At 60.3% G+C, this 14994-nt stretch carries 12 protein-coding genes; 5 read left to right on the top strand and 7 right to left on the bottom strand.

Annotated features, from left to right (window positions below; genetic code table 11):
* Positions 1 to 2: 2 nt before the first annotated feature.
* On the top strand, positions 3 to 323 hold the full coding sequence (locus tag BJ928_RS24440; protein ID WP_047633163.1) for a TfoX/Sxy family protein: 321 nt from the start codon (positions 3 to 5) through the stop codon (positions 321 to 323).
* Positions 324 to 326: 3 nt separating this feature from the next.
* Here the strand turns inward: BJ928_RS24440 and BJ928_RS24435 are convergent, their stop codons facing one another.
* The 5 genes from BJ928_RS24435 to BJ928_RS24415 all read right to left on the bottom strand — a co-directional run bounded on the left by BJ928_RS24435 (position 327) and on the right by BJ928_RS24415 (position 5280).
* Positions 327 to 749, bottom strand: a complete 423-nt coding sequence (locus BJ928_RS24435) for an NUDIX domain-containing protein (RefSeq protein ID WP_047633165.1) — start codon at positions 747 to 749, stop codon at positions 327 to 329.
* 67 nt (positions 750 to 816) lie between these two features.
* Positions 817 to 2334: a DEAD/DEAH box helicase gene (locus BJ928_RS24430; protein ID WP_047633166.1), complete on the bottom strand. Its 1518-nt coding sequence runs from the start codon at positions 2332 to 2334 to the stop codon at positions 817 to 819.
* Between the two features lie 197 nt (positions 2335 to 2531).
* Positions 2532 to 3848 (bottom strand): M23 family metallopeptidase, encoded by a 1317-nt coding sequence (locus tag BJ928_RS24425; RefSeq protein WP_047633167.1) that lies wholly within the window; start codon positions 3846 to 3848, stop codon positions 2532 to 2534.
* Between the two features lie 114 nt (positions 3849 to 3962).
* Positions 3963 to 4793 (bottom strand): ferritin-like domain-containing protein, encoded by an 831-nt coding sequence (locus BJ928_RS24420; protein ID WP_047633168.1) that lies wholly within the window; start codon positions 4791 to 4793, stop codon positions 3963 to 3965.
* Between the two features lie 4 nt (positions 4794 to 4797).
* Positions 4798 to 5280, bottom strand: coding sequence for a peroxiredoxin (locus BJ928_RS24415; protein ID WP_047633169.1), 483 nt, complete (start codon positions 5278 to 5280; stop codon positions 4798 to 4800).
* Between the two features lie 128 nt (positions 5281 to 5408).
* Between BJ928_RS24415 and BJ928_RS24410 the strand changes: the two genes are divergently transcribed.
* Positions 5409 to 8828 (top strand): DUF3971 domain-containing protein, encoded by a 3420-nt coding sequence (locus tag BJ928_RS24410; protein WP_047633170.1) that lies wholly within the window; start codon positions 5409 to 5411, stop codon positions 8826 to 8828.
* Positions 8829 to 8879: 51 nt separating this feature from the next.
* Here BJ928_RS24410 and BJ928_RS39405 read toward each other — a convergent pair whose 3' ends face one another.
* Positions 8880 to 9206, bottom strand: coding sequence for a hypothetical protein (locus tag BJ928_RS39405; protein ID WP_047633171.1), 327 nt, complete (start codon positions 9204 to 9206; stop codon positions 8880 to 8882).
* A gap of 147 nt (positions 9207 to 9353) precedes the next feature.
* Between BJ928_RS39405 and BJ928_RS24400 the strand changes: the two genes are divergently transcribed.
* Positions 9354 to 10250 carry an alpha/beta hydrolase gene (locus BJ928_RS24400; protein ID WP_245432526.1) on the top strand — a complete coding sequence of 299 codons (897 nt, stop codon included), beginning with the start codon at positions 9354 to 9356 and terminating at the stop codon, positions 10248 to 10250.
* Positions 10251 to 10352: 102 nt separating this feature from the next.
* On the opposite strand, the gene tyrS is transcribed toward BJ928_RS24400, so the two are convergent.
* On the bottom strand, positions 10353 to 11609 hold the full coding sequence (gene tyrS / locus BJ928_RS24395) for a tyrosine--tRNA ligase (protein WP_047633172.1): 1257 nt from the start codon (positions 11607 to 11609) through the stop codon (positions 10353 to 10355).
* Positions 11610 to 11904: 295 nt separating this feature from the next.
* On the opposite strand from tyrS, the gene BJ928_RS24390 reads away from it, so the two are divergent.
* Together BJ928_RS24390 and BJ928_RS24385 are read left to right on the top strand one after the other, a co-directional pair.
* The gene (locus BJ928_RS24390; RefSeq protein WP_052227773.1) at positions 11905 to 14280 is read left to right on the top strand and encodes a caspase domain-containing protein; all 2376 of its coding nucleotides are present in this window, start codon (positions 11905 to 11907) and stop codon (positions 14278 to 14280) included.
* Between the two features lie 182 nt (positions 14281 to 14462).
* Complete coding sequence (locus BJ928_RS24385) at positions 14463 to 14978, top strand: GNAT family N-acetyltransferase (RefSeq protein ID WP_082011899.1); 516 nt, start codon at positions 14463 to 14465, stop codon at positions 14976 to 14978.
* Positions 14979 to 14994: the final 16 nt, after the last annotated feature.

The following is a 14994-nucleotide window of genomic DNA, read 5'->3' as shown; positions in this document are numbered from 1 at the left end:
GAATGGACAATATCGATATCGAGGAAATGTTTCAGTCACTCGGGCCTGTCGCCATCAAGCGGATGTTCGGCGGCAAAGGCATCTACCACATGGGGCGCATCCTGGCGCTCGAAGTGGATGACGAGATACTTCTGAAGGCGGACGATGCCAGTGCCTCCCAATTCGAAGCCGCGGGCGCGCGCCGCTGGGCCTATGAGGGCAAGAAGGGTAAGGCCGTCAACATGCCGTATTGGTCGATACCCGAGGATGCATTCGACGACCCGGATGAAATGGCGCGTTGGGTGCGGCTTGCCTATGAAGCAGCGCTTCGCTCGGACAAGTAGGCGTCAGCGAAAATCTTCTTCGCGCAGATGGGCGATGGTTGCCGTGGCGAAATCGGAAAGCTGGGCCGGCAATTCGTTTCGGCCGAACCAGCCGAAATCGGAAAGCTTGTCGGGTTCCATTAGCCTTGGTTCGCCGGAAAAGTCCCTGCAGACATAGATCAGCGAAATCCAGTGCTGCCGGTCGGCCTTGACGATGACTTCCGTGGTGCAGAGATAATCGATTTTGCCGATAGAGAGGCCGCTTTCTTCCTCGGCCTCACGGATCGCGGCCTTGGCGGCGGGCTCCATATGATCGACCTTGCCGCCGACGATGCTCCAGCAGCCAGCCTCGGGCGCCTTGAGGCGCCGATAGAGCAGAAGCTTGCCGTCCCGCAAGATTGCGAGACCGGTTCCTAGTCCTGGGAAATCGATGCCTGGCTTGCCCAATATTTAGATCCCGAGGTTGGACGCGACATCCGGCAAGCCGGTCAGTCGCGCATCTGAACGGGATATATCAGGCCTTGGCGTTCGCGACGATGAGCATGAAAGCCGGAATGTCATCGCCGAAGCCGACCGGCGTCGGGCCGTCGTCCTGGTCGCGATAACGATTGCGGCGCTCGCGATGATCGTCATTGGCAGCAGGGAAGGGCCGGTGGCTGTTGCGAGAACCGTTGTGGGACTTGTTATTGTTCTCAGACTTGCGCTCGTTCTTCACGCTTTCGGCCTTTGCTGGTGCTGCTTCAATCGCTACGACGTCATTATCCTCGACGTCGATATCAGATTTATGACTCGAGGCGTTGCGGCCTCCGCGGCTGCGATCCCGATCGCGACCCTTGCTCTTGGTGTCGCGACGACGGGACGAACGGTTGTCGTCGCTGCCTTCTTCTGCCGGAGGCAGGGCCGAAAGATCGCCGTTCAGCCATTGGACATCTTCACCGATCAATTTCTCGATGGCGTCGACATGCTTGGTGTCGCGCTTGGTGACGATGGTGAAGGCAGCCCCGGAGCGACCGGCACGACCGGTGCGGCCGATGCGGTGAACGTAGTCTTCCGAATGGATAGGCACGTCAAAATTGAAGACGTGGCTCACATCAGGGATATCGAGACCGCGCGCCGCAACGTCGGAAGCGACGAGCAGCTGCAGGTTTCCATCCTTGAAGTTCTGCAGCATGGCCATGCGCGAGCGCTGGTCCATGTCGCCATGCAGTGCTCCGGCGGAAAAGCCGTGGCGGTCCAGCGAACGGAAGAGGTCGGAAACATCCTTCTTGCGATTGCAGAAGATGATTGCGTTCTTCAGATCCGTCTGAGCGCGGATGAGATCGCGCAGCGTTGCGCGCTTCTCGTAATCCTTGCCATGCGAGGCAACGAAACGCTGCGTCACGGTCTTGGCCGTCGATGCCGGCTTGGCGACTTCGACGCGTTCCGGATTCTGTAGGAAGCGGTCGGCCAGCTTCTGGATTTCCGGCGGCATGGTTGCCGAGAAGAACAGGGTCTGGCGGGTGAAAGGGATGAGCTTGGCGATACGCTCGATATCCGGGATGAAGCCCATGTCGAGCATACGGTCGGCTTCGTCGATGACGAAGATCTCAACGGCGCTCATCAGCAGCTTGCCGCGCTCGAAATGATCGAGCAGGCGGCCTGGCGTGCAGATCAGTACGTCAGCACCACGCTCAAGCTTGCGATCCTGGTCCTCGAAGGAGACGCCACCGATCAGCAGAGCGATGTTGAGGCGATGGTTCTTGCCGTACTTCTCAAAATTTTCGGCAACCTGCGCCGCGAGTTCACGCGTCGGCTCCAGAATCAGCGTGCGCGGCATGCGTGCGCGTGCGCGGCCCTTTTCGAGCAGGGTCAGCATCGGCAGCACGAAGGAGGCCGTCTTGCCTGTGCCGGTCTGCGCAATGCCGCAGATATCGCGGCGCTGAAGCGCAAACGGGATTGCACCGGCCTGGATCGGTGTCGGTGTGGTGTAACCCGCGTCCGTAACCGCGGAAAGGACTTTTTGGCTCAGGCCAAGGTCAGCAAATGTTGTCAAAGGGAAATCTAATTCCGTCTTGGTTCAGTCGAACACCATGAGTCGACACGCAGAAATGTGCCGCAACGCAGCGCGACATAGAACCAAATACCCGGGAAGTCAAGGAAAGCAGGCGCTTCAACCGACCTGAAGTTCATTCATAACGCAATTTTTGGATTAGTGCCATCTTTGTTGCGCGTTTGTCACAATTTCGGCAGCTAAATTGCGCCCAATCCGCTGACGTAACTTGCCAGTTTCGTCCCGGCATTGATGAAATACATCGGGTCTATCGGGTGTCCGTTCTCTCGCACTTCATAATGAAGATGCGTTCCTGTCGAGCGTCCGGTACTGCCGGCGAGGCCTATGGCATCGCCGGTCGCGACCTTGTCGCCGACTTTGACGAGGACCTGCTCCATATGTCCGTAGCGCGTAGAGATGCCATCGCCGTGGTCGATCTCCACCATGTTGCCGTAGCCGCCCGTCCATCCGGCCGAAACCACCTTGCCGGGGGCGGTCGCCTTGATCTTCTCGCCGGGACTGAAATGGAAATCGGTGCCGGTATGAAGCGCCAGCGTGCCGAAGAAGGGGTCCTTGCGATTGCCGAAGGGACTGGTGATGAGTTTTCCCGGCGCCGGATTGCGGAAGGGCAGGCTTTCGGCAGCCCCCCGCACCGTTTCCAGATGCGTCAAGGCGGTGTCGAGGTCGGCCATCGATTGTTCGAACTGATCGACATTTTCAGGCGGGACATAGGGGCCGCCAATGCCGCCATCGGCATCCCCGGCTGTCGAGGCTGCGACCTCGGTCGGAACCTTGACCCCGACATTCTGCATGATCGACTGGATCTCGCTCGCGGTTTCGGACGCATCGGCGGTGAGATTGCGGATACGGGACAGCTGATCCTGTTCGATATGCTTCAATGACAGCGTTACCTTGGAAAAGACCCGATCGGCGCGATCCGCCATGGTTTCCGGAGCAGGGACATAGGCAAGCGTCGAATTGTCGGGCGTGGCGTCAGCCGGCTTGCCGCCCAGGAGAAGCTTTTCGATTGCCTTGGGCGAGGTCAGTTGCGCGTGTTCGTTCTTCGGGGCGGCGATGTTGGCATCCGGATGCGCGCTCTTGTCGGTCAGGCCGGAATTCTCTGCCCTGTCGAGCAGGGTGCTGAGTTTGCCGTTGCGTGAAGAAAGCTGCTGCTGCTGTTCGATGAGCTTGTCGACCTTCTCTTCCACGACCTGCTGATCGAGAAGCTGGCGGGAGGTGACGCGATCGACCTGGGCGCGTAGCGCGGCGATACGGTCCTCGTAGTCATATTGCATGCGGGCCTGACGGGCCATCGTCGCGCCTATCAGATCGTCGCGAAGAACCAGATAGGACGTCGCGAGGAGATAGCCGATCGAGAAGATCCCGACCAAACAGACGGCAAAGGCGGCCATCCATGGTCGCACGGTCATGTGGCGCACCGTGTCGCCGCTGGCGAGGATAATGGTATGGTGTCGCTGTTGTTTGCCGAAAACCCGGTTCTGAGGCTTTGCTGTCACCGAGACTCTCCCAATCGATGCCTTGAGGCATTGTCTGGAAGTACACGTCATTATGGTTAACGAATCCTTTCCGGATCGTGACTAGAAACCGGAAAGCTCTTTTATATTGGCACCTTATGCGTTGCTCGTTGAGGTCAGCGAGCGATAGAAGGATGGCGTCAGTCCTGCTTCCGCCCGGGCGATATCGTTGAACGGCGCCTTGAGCGAACCGCGGAAATTGGCACGCACCAGCTCCTGGAAGGTTCGGGCGGGGTCGCGCTTTTCCCTCGCGCAGAGGAATCGGAACCATTTGGCGCCGACGGCGACATGGCCTTTTTCGTCGTTATAGATGACGTCGAGAACGGCGGCGCTCTCCAGGTCGCCGGTTTCGCGCATCTTCGCCTGCAGCGCCGGTGTCACGTCCAGCCCGCGGGCCTCGAGGATCAGCGGTACAACCGCCAGACGGGCCGTCAGATCGGTGCGGGTCGCATGGGCTGCCTGCCAAAGGCCGTCATGAGCCGGCAAATCGCCATAGTCGGCGCCCAGTTCGCGCAGCCGCGCACGCACCATGCGGAAATGCTTGGCCTCCTCAAAGGCCACCTGCATCCAGCCGTCGAAGAAGGAATTGGGGACAGGTCCTGTCGCGAAGCGCGCGACGATATCGAGGGCCAGATCGACGGCGTTCAACTCGATATGGGCAATGGCATGCAACAGCGCGATGCGGCCCTTGAGCGTGTGCAGGGACCGCTTCTCCATGTGTTTCGGCGGCACCAGCTCCGGCTTTTCGGGCCGGCCCGGGCGGTCGGCCAGCGGCGGATCGAGCGGCGAGCGCAGCGACAGCGTACGGGCAAACCAGCGCCTTGCCGATTCCTGGGCAAGTTCGGTCTTGAGATCGAGATCCGCCGAGCGGATGGCAGCGATGGCGCCGCCGCGCAGCGATGTGATCGTTTCGGGGCTGCCGGACATGCCTTCAGAGCTCCCTGGCGGCCGCCAGAACCGCTTCAGCGTGACCAGCGACCTTGACCTTGTCCCATATCCTGACGATCCGGCCGTCAGCGCCGATCAGGAAGGTCGAGCGAACGACGCCCATATAGGTGCGGCCATACATGCTCTTCTCCCGCCACACGCCATAGGCCATGGCCATCGTCTTTTCCTCGTCGGAGGCAAGCGGCACGGAAAGCGCATGTTTCTTGACGAATTTGTCATGGCTTTTCACCGAATCGGGTGAGACGCCGAGGAGGGCGACGCCAAGCTTTGCGAAATCGGCCGCTAGCGCCGTGAAGGAAATCGATTCTGTCGTGCAGGCGGTCGTGTCGTCCTTCGGATAGAAATAGATGACCAGCGGCTTTCCGGCAAAATCGGCAAGGCGCACATGGTCGCCACCATCGCGAGGAAGGTCGAAATCCGACGCTTTGTCGCCGATATTCAGTTGAGCTGGAAGCACTTCCGCCACGGGAAAACCTTTCTTTTGCCGGTTTTTTAGATGACACTTGGGGTAAGCCATATATACTGCTCACGTGTGCCGTCCAATGGGACGCAGCGTCACCAACAAAATTGTATAAGCGAAAGGCACGCGCAGGAGTGATCCGAGGCGAAAAGGTAACATTCCGCAAAAAGGATCTCGTATCGCTCGACCATTTGCCGTCCGCTCAGGTCGAAGATCCGTTGATCGTGCATGTGCCGGAGCGGGTTCGCCGCAGCCGCTCGCACGTCTGGCATGTCTGCCGGATAACGTTGGTTTTCTTTGCGTTTCTCGCCATTATTCTCGGAGCCGTCATCGCGACCATAGAGGGCGGTATCTTCGATGCGCCGCTGTCGCAGAAGGCGCAGACGGCGCTCGACCGGGCTATAGGCCCGCGCTACAAAGCGGAAGTCGGCGCGACCGTTGTCCGCTTCACCTCCGGCCTGCGGCTGGCGCTGGAGGCGCGAGATGTCAATGTCCTCGACCAGGAGAGTGGCAAGCACCTGTCGACGATGTCGGCCGTCAATATGGAGCTGGACCCATTGGCCCTCATCGAGGGGCGCGTGGAGATAGCAAGCGTTGCGGCGGAGGGCATCGCACTCGATACCTCACTTCTGCCGCAGGGCGATCCGGTCGATTGGACCGCGTTGCGTGTCGACGCATTGCCCAAGGGGCTGAATGCAGCCTTTGACAACCTCGATTTCCTTCAGCATTTCGTGCAGCGCGGCGGCACGAATTCCGTGCGCATCTCCGGCTTCTCGATGAAGCTTGCGCGGCAGGAGGGCGATCCGATCTCTCTTGTCGTCGACAATCTGACCTTCGAACGCGATACGCCGGGTTCGCTTCACCTTTATGGTCAGGTCACGCTCAACGGGTCCATCGCTCTTCTCGATGTGAGGGCAGGCCAGACGGAGGACGGTCACAGCTCTTCGCTGACGGCCAAGATATCCAATCTCGATCTCAAGCCGCTTACCATGACCTATGATCCGACCGGCACGCCGCGGCAGGGTTTAATGACCTTCGCGGACGTCACGCTTTCGGCTGTCAAGGGTGGGGCAGGCGTCGATCCGAAGCTGAATGCCGCCATCAATGTCCAGCCCGGCGTCCTTTATATGGACCATGACGTGCAGGAGCTGACGCATGCGAACCTCAATCTCGCCTACAACTTCGATCACCAGACCCTGGAGATCGCGCCGTCGACGGCGCAGTTCCTAAACACCGTTGCGCCGTTTTCCGGTGCTTTGATCGATCTCGATCGCATGGACGCCAATGCGGGCAAGGGATTCGGCATAGACTTCGTCATCAAGGACGGCGTTGCCGCTTCGTCTATCTCGGGTGAAAAACCCGTCAGCTTCGACGGTCGCGCCACAGGGCGGTTCTTTTCCACGACCAAGGAATTCCAGTTCGACAATCTCGGAATATCGACGCCGCAAGGCTCGCTCTTCGGCTCCCTGCACATGAAGCTTGGCGACAGTTCACCTGAAATCAGCTTCGGTGGCCGCGCGGACAAGCTCGATACGACCGTTGTCAAGCAGTTGTGGCCGTTCTGGATGGCTTCGAAACCGCGAACCTGGGTCGAGGACAATCTCTTCGGCGGTTCGGTGACCAACGCCGCCATATCCGTCTTCATTCCGGCCGGCCGGCTACGGGAGGCCTCAAAGACCGGCAAGCTGCAGCTCGGCAAAGACGAGCTGCATATCTCCTTCGATATCGACGGGGCGCGAATGAATGTGCCGGGCGAAATTCCGCCCTTGCGCGATACCAAGGCGCATTTCGATCTGACCGGTCCGAACATGGCCGTCAATATCGACACGGCCACCTCCTATTTCTCGACGGGTCGCAAGATCACGCTGAGCGACAGCAGCTTCTCTATCCCGGCGACCTACGACAAGCCGCTGATGGCGGATCTCGATCTGACGATTGCCGGTTCCGGCGATGCGATCGGCGAACTCCTGACCTATAAGCCCCTGGAGGTGCTGCAGCGCACCGAGTTCAAGCCGGAAGATTTCAACGGCAAGATCGTCGCCAAGGTCGATGCCAGGATAGGGCTGATCAAGGATCAGCAGCCGCCCCCGCCGGACTGGCAGGCAAAGCTCAATCTCGACAATGTCGATTTGCTGAAGCCGATGAACAATCGCAAGATCGACAATCTGACCGGCGCGATTTCCGCCGATCCGCAATCGGTGCATCTGCAGGCCCAGGCGCAGATCGACGGCATTCCCGCCCAGATCGACATGGTCGAGCCGACGGACAGCAAGTCGACGGTCAAGCGCGCCCGCGTCATCACGGCGACGCTTACGGACGCTCAGCGCAACACGGTCCTGCCGGGGCTTCGCGACATGATCGAGGGGCCCGTGAAGGTGGAGTTGACGCGCATCGACGACGATCGTCAGGGCGTCAAGGTCGATCTCGGCAAGGCCGCGCTGACCGTGCCGTGGATCGGCTGGTCGAAGGGCAGCGGCATTGCGGCGACCGCGCAGTTTGAGGCATCTGGCCCAGACAATCAGACGGCGCTCAAGAATTTCACGCTCAAGGGCGACGGATTCGGCGCCAGCGGCGATCTCATGATCAGCAAGGGCAGCCTTACTTCGGCAAGCTTCGACAGCGTGAAGCTCTCGGCGCTGGATGATTTCTCGCTTGCGCTGAAGCGGGGCAAGAGCGGCGGCTACGACGTTGCCGTATCGGGCAATTCCGCCGATATACGCCCCATCCTCGCGCGACTGAAATCGTCGACATCGGGCGGTCAGCAAAGCTCGGGTGGAGACGCGTCGGCGAGCGCGACCGTTCGCGCCAATCTCGACAAGGTCATTGGTTTTAACGACGAGACGGTCGGCAACGTCAAGGGCGTCTATTCCATCGTCGGGGGCAAGACGACGGCGGCGGATTTCACCGGCGTCACCCGCAGCGGCGAAGCGCTCGTCACCCAGATGAGCAAGGGCAACAATGGCGTCATCCGCATCACCAGCGGCGATGCGGGCGCCGTCGCGCGCTTTACGGATCTCTACAAGCACCTCAAGGGAGGGCTGCTCAATCTGTCGCTGCGCTCGATCGGTCAGGACGACTGGGACGGTTCGCTCGATATCCGCAACTTCGAAATCATCGACGACAAGAAGCTTTCGACCATTGTATCAACTCCGAGCGGCAAGAACGGCAAGAGCCTAAATTCGGCCGTCAAGCAGAATATCGATACGCGTTCGCAGAGCTTCGAGCGCGGTTTCGCGCGGCTGGTGATGCGTGACGGCGCGCTCTCGGTGGAAAATGGCGTGGTCCGCGGCGTTCAGGTGGGGGCGACCTTCCAGGGCATGCTGAAGGACGCCAACGGCAAGATGGACATGACGGGAACCTTCATGCCCGCCTACGGCCTGAACCGCCTGTTCGCGGAAGTTCCGATCGTCGGCTTCATTCTGGGCAACGGCAGTGACCGCGGCCTCATCGGCATCACCTTCAGACTGACGGGCACGCTGGAAAAATCCAGCATCCAGATCAACCCATTGTCGATCATCGCGCCGGGTGTTTTCAGACAGATCTTCGAATATTGAGCGGCGCGATGCTGCTGCGGCCCTTCGATAGCGGAGGGGCGGCGAGGCAGATTATGTTTCGGCGGCCATCTGTTTGCGTATGCGTTGGGAGCCTCCGTCCATACGCCGGGCGAATGGTCGGTCGGGGTCCACAACGCGCCAGAACGGAGCCGTACCGTTTTGGCTGATCTGCACCAGGTGTCGCTGAACGGTGACCGGGCAGCACGCATCCGCTCCGTATTGCCTGGCAAGCGCCTGTCTTATTCTCCCAAGATCGGATAGCTGACCGGGAGGTGCCGCCCATAATGCGCGAGAAACCATCTCTTCGCTGGGAATCAACATGCTTTGCGTGAGGCTTCGGCCTTTGCGCCTCGTCTTGATAACAGGCAATTCATCCATAATCCCACCTCCAGGACTGACATTCCGCCAAAGGACGTGCGGACGAGTCGTGATCCGACATTGCAGGTGCGGAAAACCTGCAGAGCGACGTGCTATGACCTCCGGGTCGGCAACCTTCAACCACCGCGACATCTGTCGGAGCATTCCATGTCCGCGCTTCTATCGACGTTTCGGGCAAGCTATGGCACCGTGAGCTTCATGACCGAATTCAAATCGCGCCTTGCAAATTGGACGACGGGCAATTGCAACGCAAATGGCATCGACATTCATTATCTGCGAACAGGTGGCGATTATCCTCCGTTGATCGCTTTGCACGGGCTGCTCGGTGACGGCGCGTGTCTGGCGCCGCTGGCGCGAGCGTTGGAGAGTGACTTTGACCTCGTGTTGCCTGATGCCAGAGGACACGGAAAATCCAGCGCGCCTGCCAAGGGATATTCATATGGCGACCAGGCGGGCGACGTCGTCGAACTCCTGAGGAGTTTGAAGCTAAAAGCGCCAATATTGCTTGGTCATTCGATGGGAGGCATGACTGCTGCCGTCGCCGCTCGCGAACTTGGAGCAGGAGTTTCAGGCGTCGTTCTGGTCGATCCGACCTTCATAAGCCCAGAATGGCAACGTGAAGTTTTTGAAAGCGATATCGCCGAAGAACAGCGGCGATCGCTCCTTTCGCACAGATCCGATCTGCTTGTCGAAGCGCGGGGTCGGCATCCATTGCGATCGATGGAGATTCTGGAATACTTGGTTGACGCGAAGTTTCGGACCAGCATGTCCGTATTCGAGGTGCTCACACCGCCAAACCCCGACTACCGTGAGCTCGTGCGAAGCTTAAGCGTGCCTATTCTGCTCGTGATCGCGGAAAGGGGGATTGTCTCGCTGCATATGGCCCGCGAGCTGCAAGAACTCAATCCCTTGCTTCGATACGAACTGATCGCCGACGCCGGTCATGGCATCCCCTATGATCAGCCCGAGCGATTGGGAGCGGTGATCATGTCCGTCCTGCGGGCGACATCGAATCCGTGGGTCGGATCAATGCATATCCACTGACCGAGCCGTTTCATTTTCTTGTCAGTTGGTCTTCGGCTTGGCAAAGACAATAAAGCCGGCGAGAGGTCGCCGGCTTTGCAGGTTCTCACGCTGCTCGATCGCTCAAGCGGCCGGGCGGATCAGAATGTGCTTCTTCTTGCCGAGCGAGAGCTTGATCACGCCATCCGCGGTAATCTCGCCGGTGCCGATGAGCTTGCGCTCGTCGCTGACGGCTTGGTCGTTGATGCGCACCGCGCCGCCCTGAACGTGACGACGGGCTTCGCCGTTCGAGGCGGCAAGGCCGGCGCGCACGATGAGCGCCAGAAGGCCGATGCCGGCCTCCAGTTCGGAGGCGGGGACATCGATCGTCGGCAGGTTTTCGGACAGGCCGCCTTCCTCGAAGGTCTTGCGGGCCGTTTCGGCAGCCTGCTCGGCAGCCGCGCGGCCGTGAAGGATCGCGGTGACCTCGGTCGCGAGGATCTTCTTGACCTCGTTGATCTCAGAGCCGGCGAGCGCGGAGAGGCGAGCAATCTCGTCCATCGGCAGCGTCGTGTAGAGCTTGAGGAATCGCGAGACGTCGGCATCCTCGGTGTTGCGCCAGTACTGCCAGAAATCATAGGCCGACAGCAGGTCAGCATTCAGCCATACCGCGCCGGTTGCCGATTTGCCCATCTTTGCACCGGACGCCGTCGTCAGCAGCGGCGAGGTCAAGGCAAAAAGCTGCTTGGTCCCCATGCGGTGACCGAGGTCGATGCCGTTGACGATATTGCCCCACTGATCCGAGCCGCCCATCTGCAGGCGGCAATCGTAACGCTTGGCCAGTTCGACGAAGTCGTAGGCCTGCAGGATCATGTAGTTGAATTCGAGGAAGGAGAGCGATTGCTCGCGATCCAGCCGTGTCTTGACGCTGTCGAAGGACAGCATGCGGTTGACCGAAAAGTGGCGGCCGACGTCACGAAGGAATTCGAGATAATTCAGCGAGCGCAGCCATTCGGCGTTGTTGATCATCAACGCATCTTTTGGGCCTTCGCCGTAGCCAAGGTAGTTCGAGAAGCAGCGCTTGATCGAGGCAATGTTGCTTTCGATCATGTCGACCGTCATCAGCTGGCGGGACTCTTCCTTGAAGGAGGGGTCGCCGACCATGCCGGTACCGCCACCCATTAGCGAGATTGGCCGATGGCCGGTCGCCTGCATCCAGTGCAGCATCATGATCTGGATCAGCGAGCCCGCATGCAGGCTCGATGCGGTTGGATCGAAGCCGATATAGGCTGTCACAGTTTCCTTGGCGAAGAGGTCGTCGAGGCCGGCTTCATCGGAAATCTGATGAATGAAGCCGCGCTCTTGCAGCGTGCGCAGGAAATCGGATTTGAATTCAGCCATGATCTTGGTCTCTCGATGCCACAACGCTTGAGGATGCGGCGAAGTCGCTGTTGTTGAAAGTCGCGGGGCGCGTTTATCATCGATTTGCCGGCGCGTCATCATTTTGGTGGCGCAGGCATCAAGTTTCGGTCGGGTTGGCGGGTCGATCGAGCTTTGTAAGCGGGCCTTTTCAATGTGAAGAGATCGTAACATCGCCCCGAAGCTGCCAGGAATAAGCCGTGCATTTGCCCGAATCAAATCCTAGTGATCTTTTGTTGATCCCGTGTGCGCCACATGTTTCCTGAAAGAAACCGGTATGTCACCTTTGCTTTCGATGATGGGATTGTCATTCAAAAAGACGATCTGGGCATTTCTTGCCACGATATTGGTTTTGGGCGGTATCGCTGCGGCGAACCCGGCCGAAGCGCAAGGTTCAGCTGAGAAGAGAATGGCGCTCGTGGTGGGTAACGCCGCCTACAAGGCGGGTGCCTTGCCGACGCCGGCCAACGATGCCGGTCTGATCGCACAAACCCTGCAGGCCGCGGGGTTCGATGTGATCGGCGCGCGCGACCTCGATCAGAATGATTTGCGCGATGCGATGCGCGACTTTCTGACGAAGGCGAATGCGGCAGGCCCGAACACCGTCGTCTTCGTCTACCTGGCCGGTTACGGCGTGCAATATCAGGGCGATAATTATTTCGTGCCCGTCGATGCGCAGATGGCCAATGCCACGGATGTCCCGGTCCAGGCGATCCGCATCAGTGATTTCACCAAATCGCTGTCCGCCCTGAACAACCGTGGCAGCATCGTCGTGCTGGATGCCGCAAGGGCCAATCCCTTCGTGAAATCCGACCAGCCGCTGGCCGGCGGTCTGGCCCTGGTCGATCCGGATACCAATCAGCTGATCGCCTTCAATGCCGCGCCCGGCACGGTGGCGCCGCAGGAGGCCGGTCCCTATGGTTCCTACGCCCATGCGCTGGCGGAGATGATCCGCGTCGGCGGCCTGTCGCTCGATGATGTGTTCGATCGCACGCGGCTTCGGGTCAGCGATCTGACGAAGGGCGCCGAGATCTCCTGGGATGCTTCCAAGTTCAAGAATGCCTTCAACTTCTTCGATCGCGGTCCCGATGCGCCGGCCGTTGCGGTGTCGACCGCCGATGCCGTGGCGAACCGGACGAAGCCGATCCGCGATTTCGACGAGCGGGATGCCTATTTCGCCGCGCTCGATCGCGATACGCTTCAGGGCTACGAGGATTTCCTCGCCGCCTATCCGGACGATTCCATGGCCAGGCGCGTGCGCGCAATCGTTGCCGCCCGCCGCGAAGCGATCACCTGGCGCGAGACCTGGCGCGATGACACGCCACAGGCCTATTGGTCCTATCTGAGGCGTTATCCGCATGGCCCGCATATGTGGGATGCCCGCCGTCGCCTCGAGCATCTCGAGGCAGCGCTCGAGCCGCCGCCGTCATTTGCCGTGATCGAGTATGACGTGCCGCCGCCGCCACCGCCGGAAATCGTCTATGTCGACCGGCCCGTGCTCTACTTCGACGATGCCGATTTCGGCTATGCGCCGCCGCCGCCGGTCGTCTTCCTGGCGCCGCCGCCGCCGGATTTCGTCGTGCTGGCGCCGCCGCAGCCCGCTGTCGATCTCTATGTGTTGCCGGCGCCGATCTTCGTTCCCGTGCCCGCATGGGTCGAGCCGCCACGCGATATTGCGCCGCCTGAAAACAACATCATCTTCAACAATATCCACAATACGGTCGTGAACAACACGACGGTCATCAACAACAACAATACTGTCGTCAACGAGAATGGGGCTGCACCCGCAGCACCTGGATTGACGACTGGCCAGAAGCTCGCCGGCGCGGCTGTCCTTGCCGGTGCTGGCGCTGCGGCACTGCATGTTGCCCTGCCGCCATCGGTGCAGAAGAAGGCGGCGGTTCTGCAAAAGCAGAATCCGGCCGCAGCCGCCAAGGCAACGCCTGGAGCCGCTCCGGCGGTTGCTCCTTCGGCTCAGCCGCAATCTGGAAATACCGCCGCTCATGCGCTTCCGGGCGCCAACGGTCAGCCGCTGCCGGCCGCCGGCAAGCTGCCGGGCAATCCGGGAGCGGCTCAGGCAAAGCCGGGACAAGCGCCGCAAGCCGCGCCCAATGGCGTGCATAATCCGGCTGTCGCCACGCAGCCCGTCCAGCCGGGCGCCAATGCCAATGCCAACGCCAACGCCCATGCGCTTCCCGGCTCGAAGGGGCAACCGCTGCCGCCTGCCGGAAACCTGCCTGCGGGGAAGGGTCAAAACCAGATCGCCAAGACCCCGGCTCCTCAGGCGGCTCCTGGCGGCAAACCGAATCCGGTAGCCGCTGCACCGAAGCCGAACGCTCACGGCCAGCCGATGAAGCCGGCAACGCCGCCGGCCGCTGTCGCCAGGGCGCCTGTGAAGCCACCCGCAGCGGCCAAGAGCCAGCCGCATGTGGCGGCCGCACCGCCGCGGCGCGCTCCAGCAGCTGTCTCGCAGCCGAAGCCTGCGCCCCACGTGGTCGAGCAGGCGAGGGCGCCAGCTCCGAAGCCGCAGGCACAGCCGAGACCGCAGCCTCAGCCCAAGGTGGAACAGCAGGCGAGGAGACAGCCGCCCCCGCCGCCAAAGCCTCAGGAAAAGAGGAAATGCGGCGCGCCGGGCCTGCCCGCATGCCATTGATCTCCACCATGCAATGATTGACCGAAGGCCCGCATATGCGGGCCTTCGTATTTCGAAAACTGCTCGATCGCTCTTGTTGAAATCCTGCCCGGTGGTTACCACTGACGGATCGGTTCGCGATCGGTATTCATTCTTGAATGCGGACCGCAGGTTTCTGTGCAGTCAGAAGAGCAGACGAGCCAATGAGCAACGCCATCATACTCGAAACACCGCGTCTCGTTCTGACGATGTGGGACAAGAGCGATGCCGAGATAATCAGGCAGCTGCACTCGACGATCGAGACGACTCGTTATCTCTCGGGCGGTGTGCCATGGACGCTGGAGAAGGCAGAGGAGCGGCTGCAGAGCTGGTTCGATGAGCAGGCGCGCGACGGTACGACCAAATACAAGATGCTGCGGCGTGAAGACGGCCGTTTCATCGGTCGTGCCGGCTTCTCACGGTTTCTGGAGAGCGGCCGGGGCGAGTTCGAGCTCGGCTATTCACTTCAGAAGGATGCCTGGGGCAACGGATATGCAACGGAAATTGCCGGCGCCCTGGCGAAATGGTTTTTCACGCGTGGCATTGCTGATCGGTTCATCGCATTTACGCATCCGGAAAACGTTGCATCACAGCGAGTTCTCCAAAAGATCGGCATGCAATACGATGCGCCGATCGTGGTCGGCGGTGCCAAAGGACTTTGTTTCAGGATGTCGCGCTAAGTCAGCAATGTGGAGC

The sequence above is a fragment of the Rhizobium sp. WW_1 genome (genome assembly GCF_003610155.1).
Classification (GTDB): Bacteria; Pseudomonadota; Alphaproteobacteria; order Rhizobiales; family Rhizobiaceae; genus Rhizobium; species Rhizobium tropici_A.
The sequence above is the reverse complement of the archived record's forward strand: the minus strand, read 5'-3'. Positions and strand labels throughout refer to the sequence as shown.

What these genes read in the sequence shown, in the direction of transcription:
- BJ928_RS24440 (WP_047633163.1), top strand. Translation starts at nt 3, where the DNA reads ATGGACAATATCGATATCGAGGAAATGTTTCAGTCACTCGGGCCTGTC.
- BJ928_RS24420 (WP_047633168.1), bottom strand. Translation starts at nt 4,793, where the DNA reads ATGTCCGGCAGCCCCGAAACGATCACATCGCTGCGCGGCGGCGCCATC.
- BJ928_RS39405 (WP_047633171.1), bottom strand. Translation starts at nt 9,206, where the DNA reads ATGGATGAATTGCCTGTTATCAAGACGAGGCGCAAAGGCCGAAGCCTC.
- BJ928_RS24400 (WP_245432526.1), top strand. Translation starts at nt 9,354, where the DNA reads ATGTCCGCGCTTCTATCGACGTTTCGGGCAAGCTATGGCACCGTGAGC.
- tyrS (WP_047633172.1), bottom strand. Translation starts at nt 11,609, where the DNA reads ATGGCTGAATTCAAATCCGATTTCCTGCGCACGCTGCAAGAGCGCGGC.
- BJ928_RS24390 (WP_052227773.1), top strand. Translation starts at nt 11,905, where the DNA reads ATGTCACCTTTGCTTTCGATGATGGGATTGTCATTCAAAAAGACGATC.
- BJ928_RS24385 (WP_082011899.1), top strand. Translation starts at nt 14,463, where the DNA reads ATGAGCAACGCCATCATACTCGAAACACCGCGTCTCGTTCTGACGATG.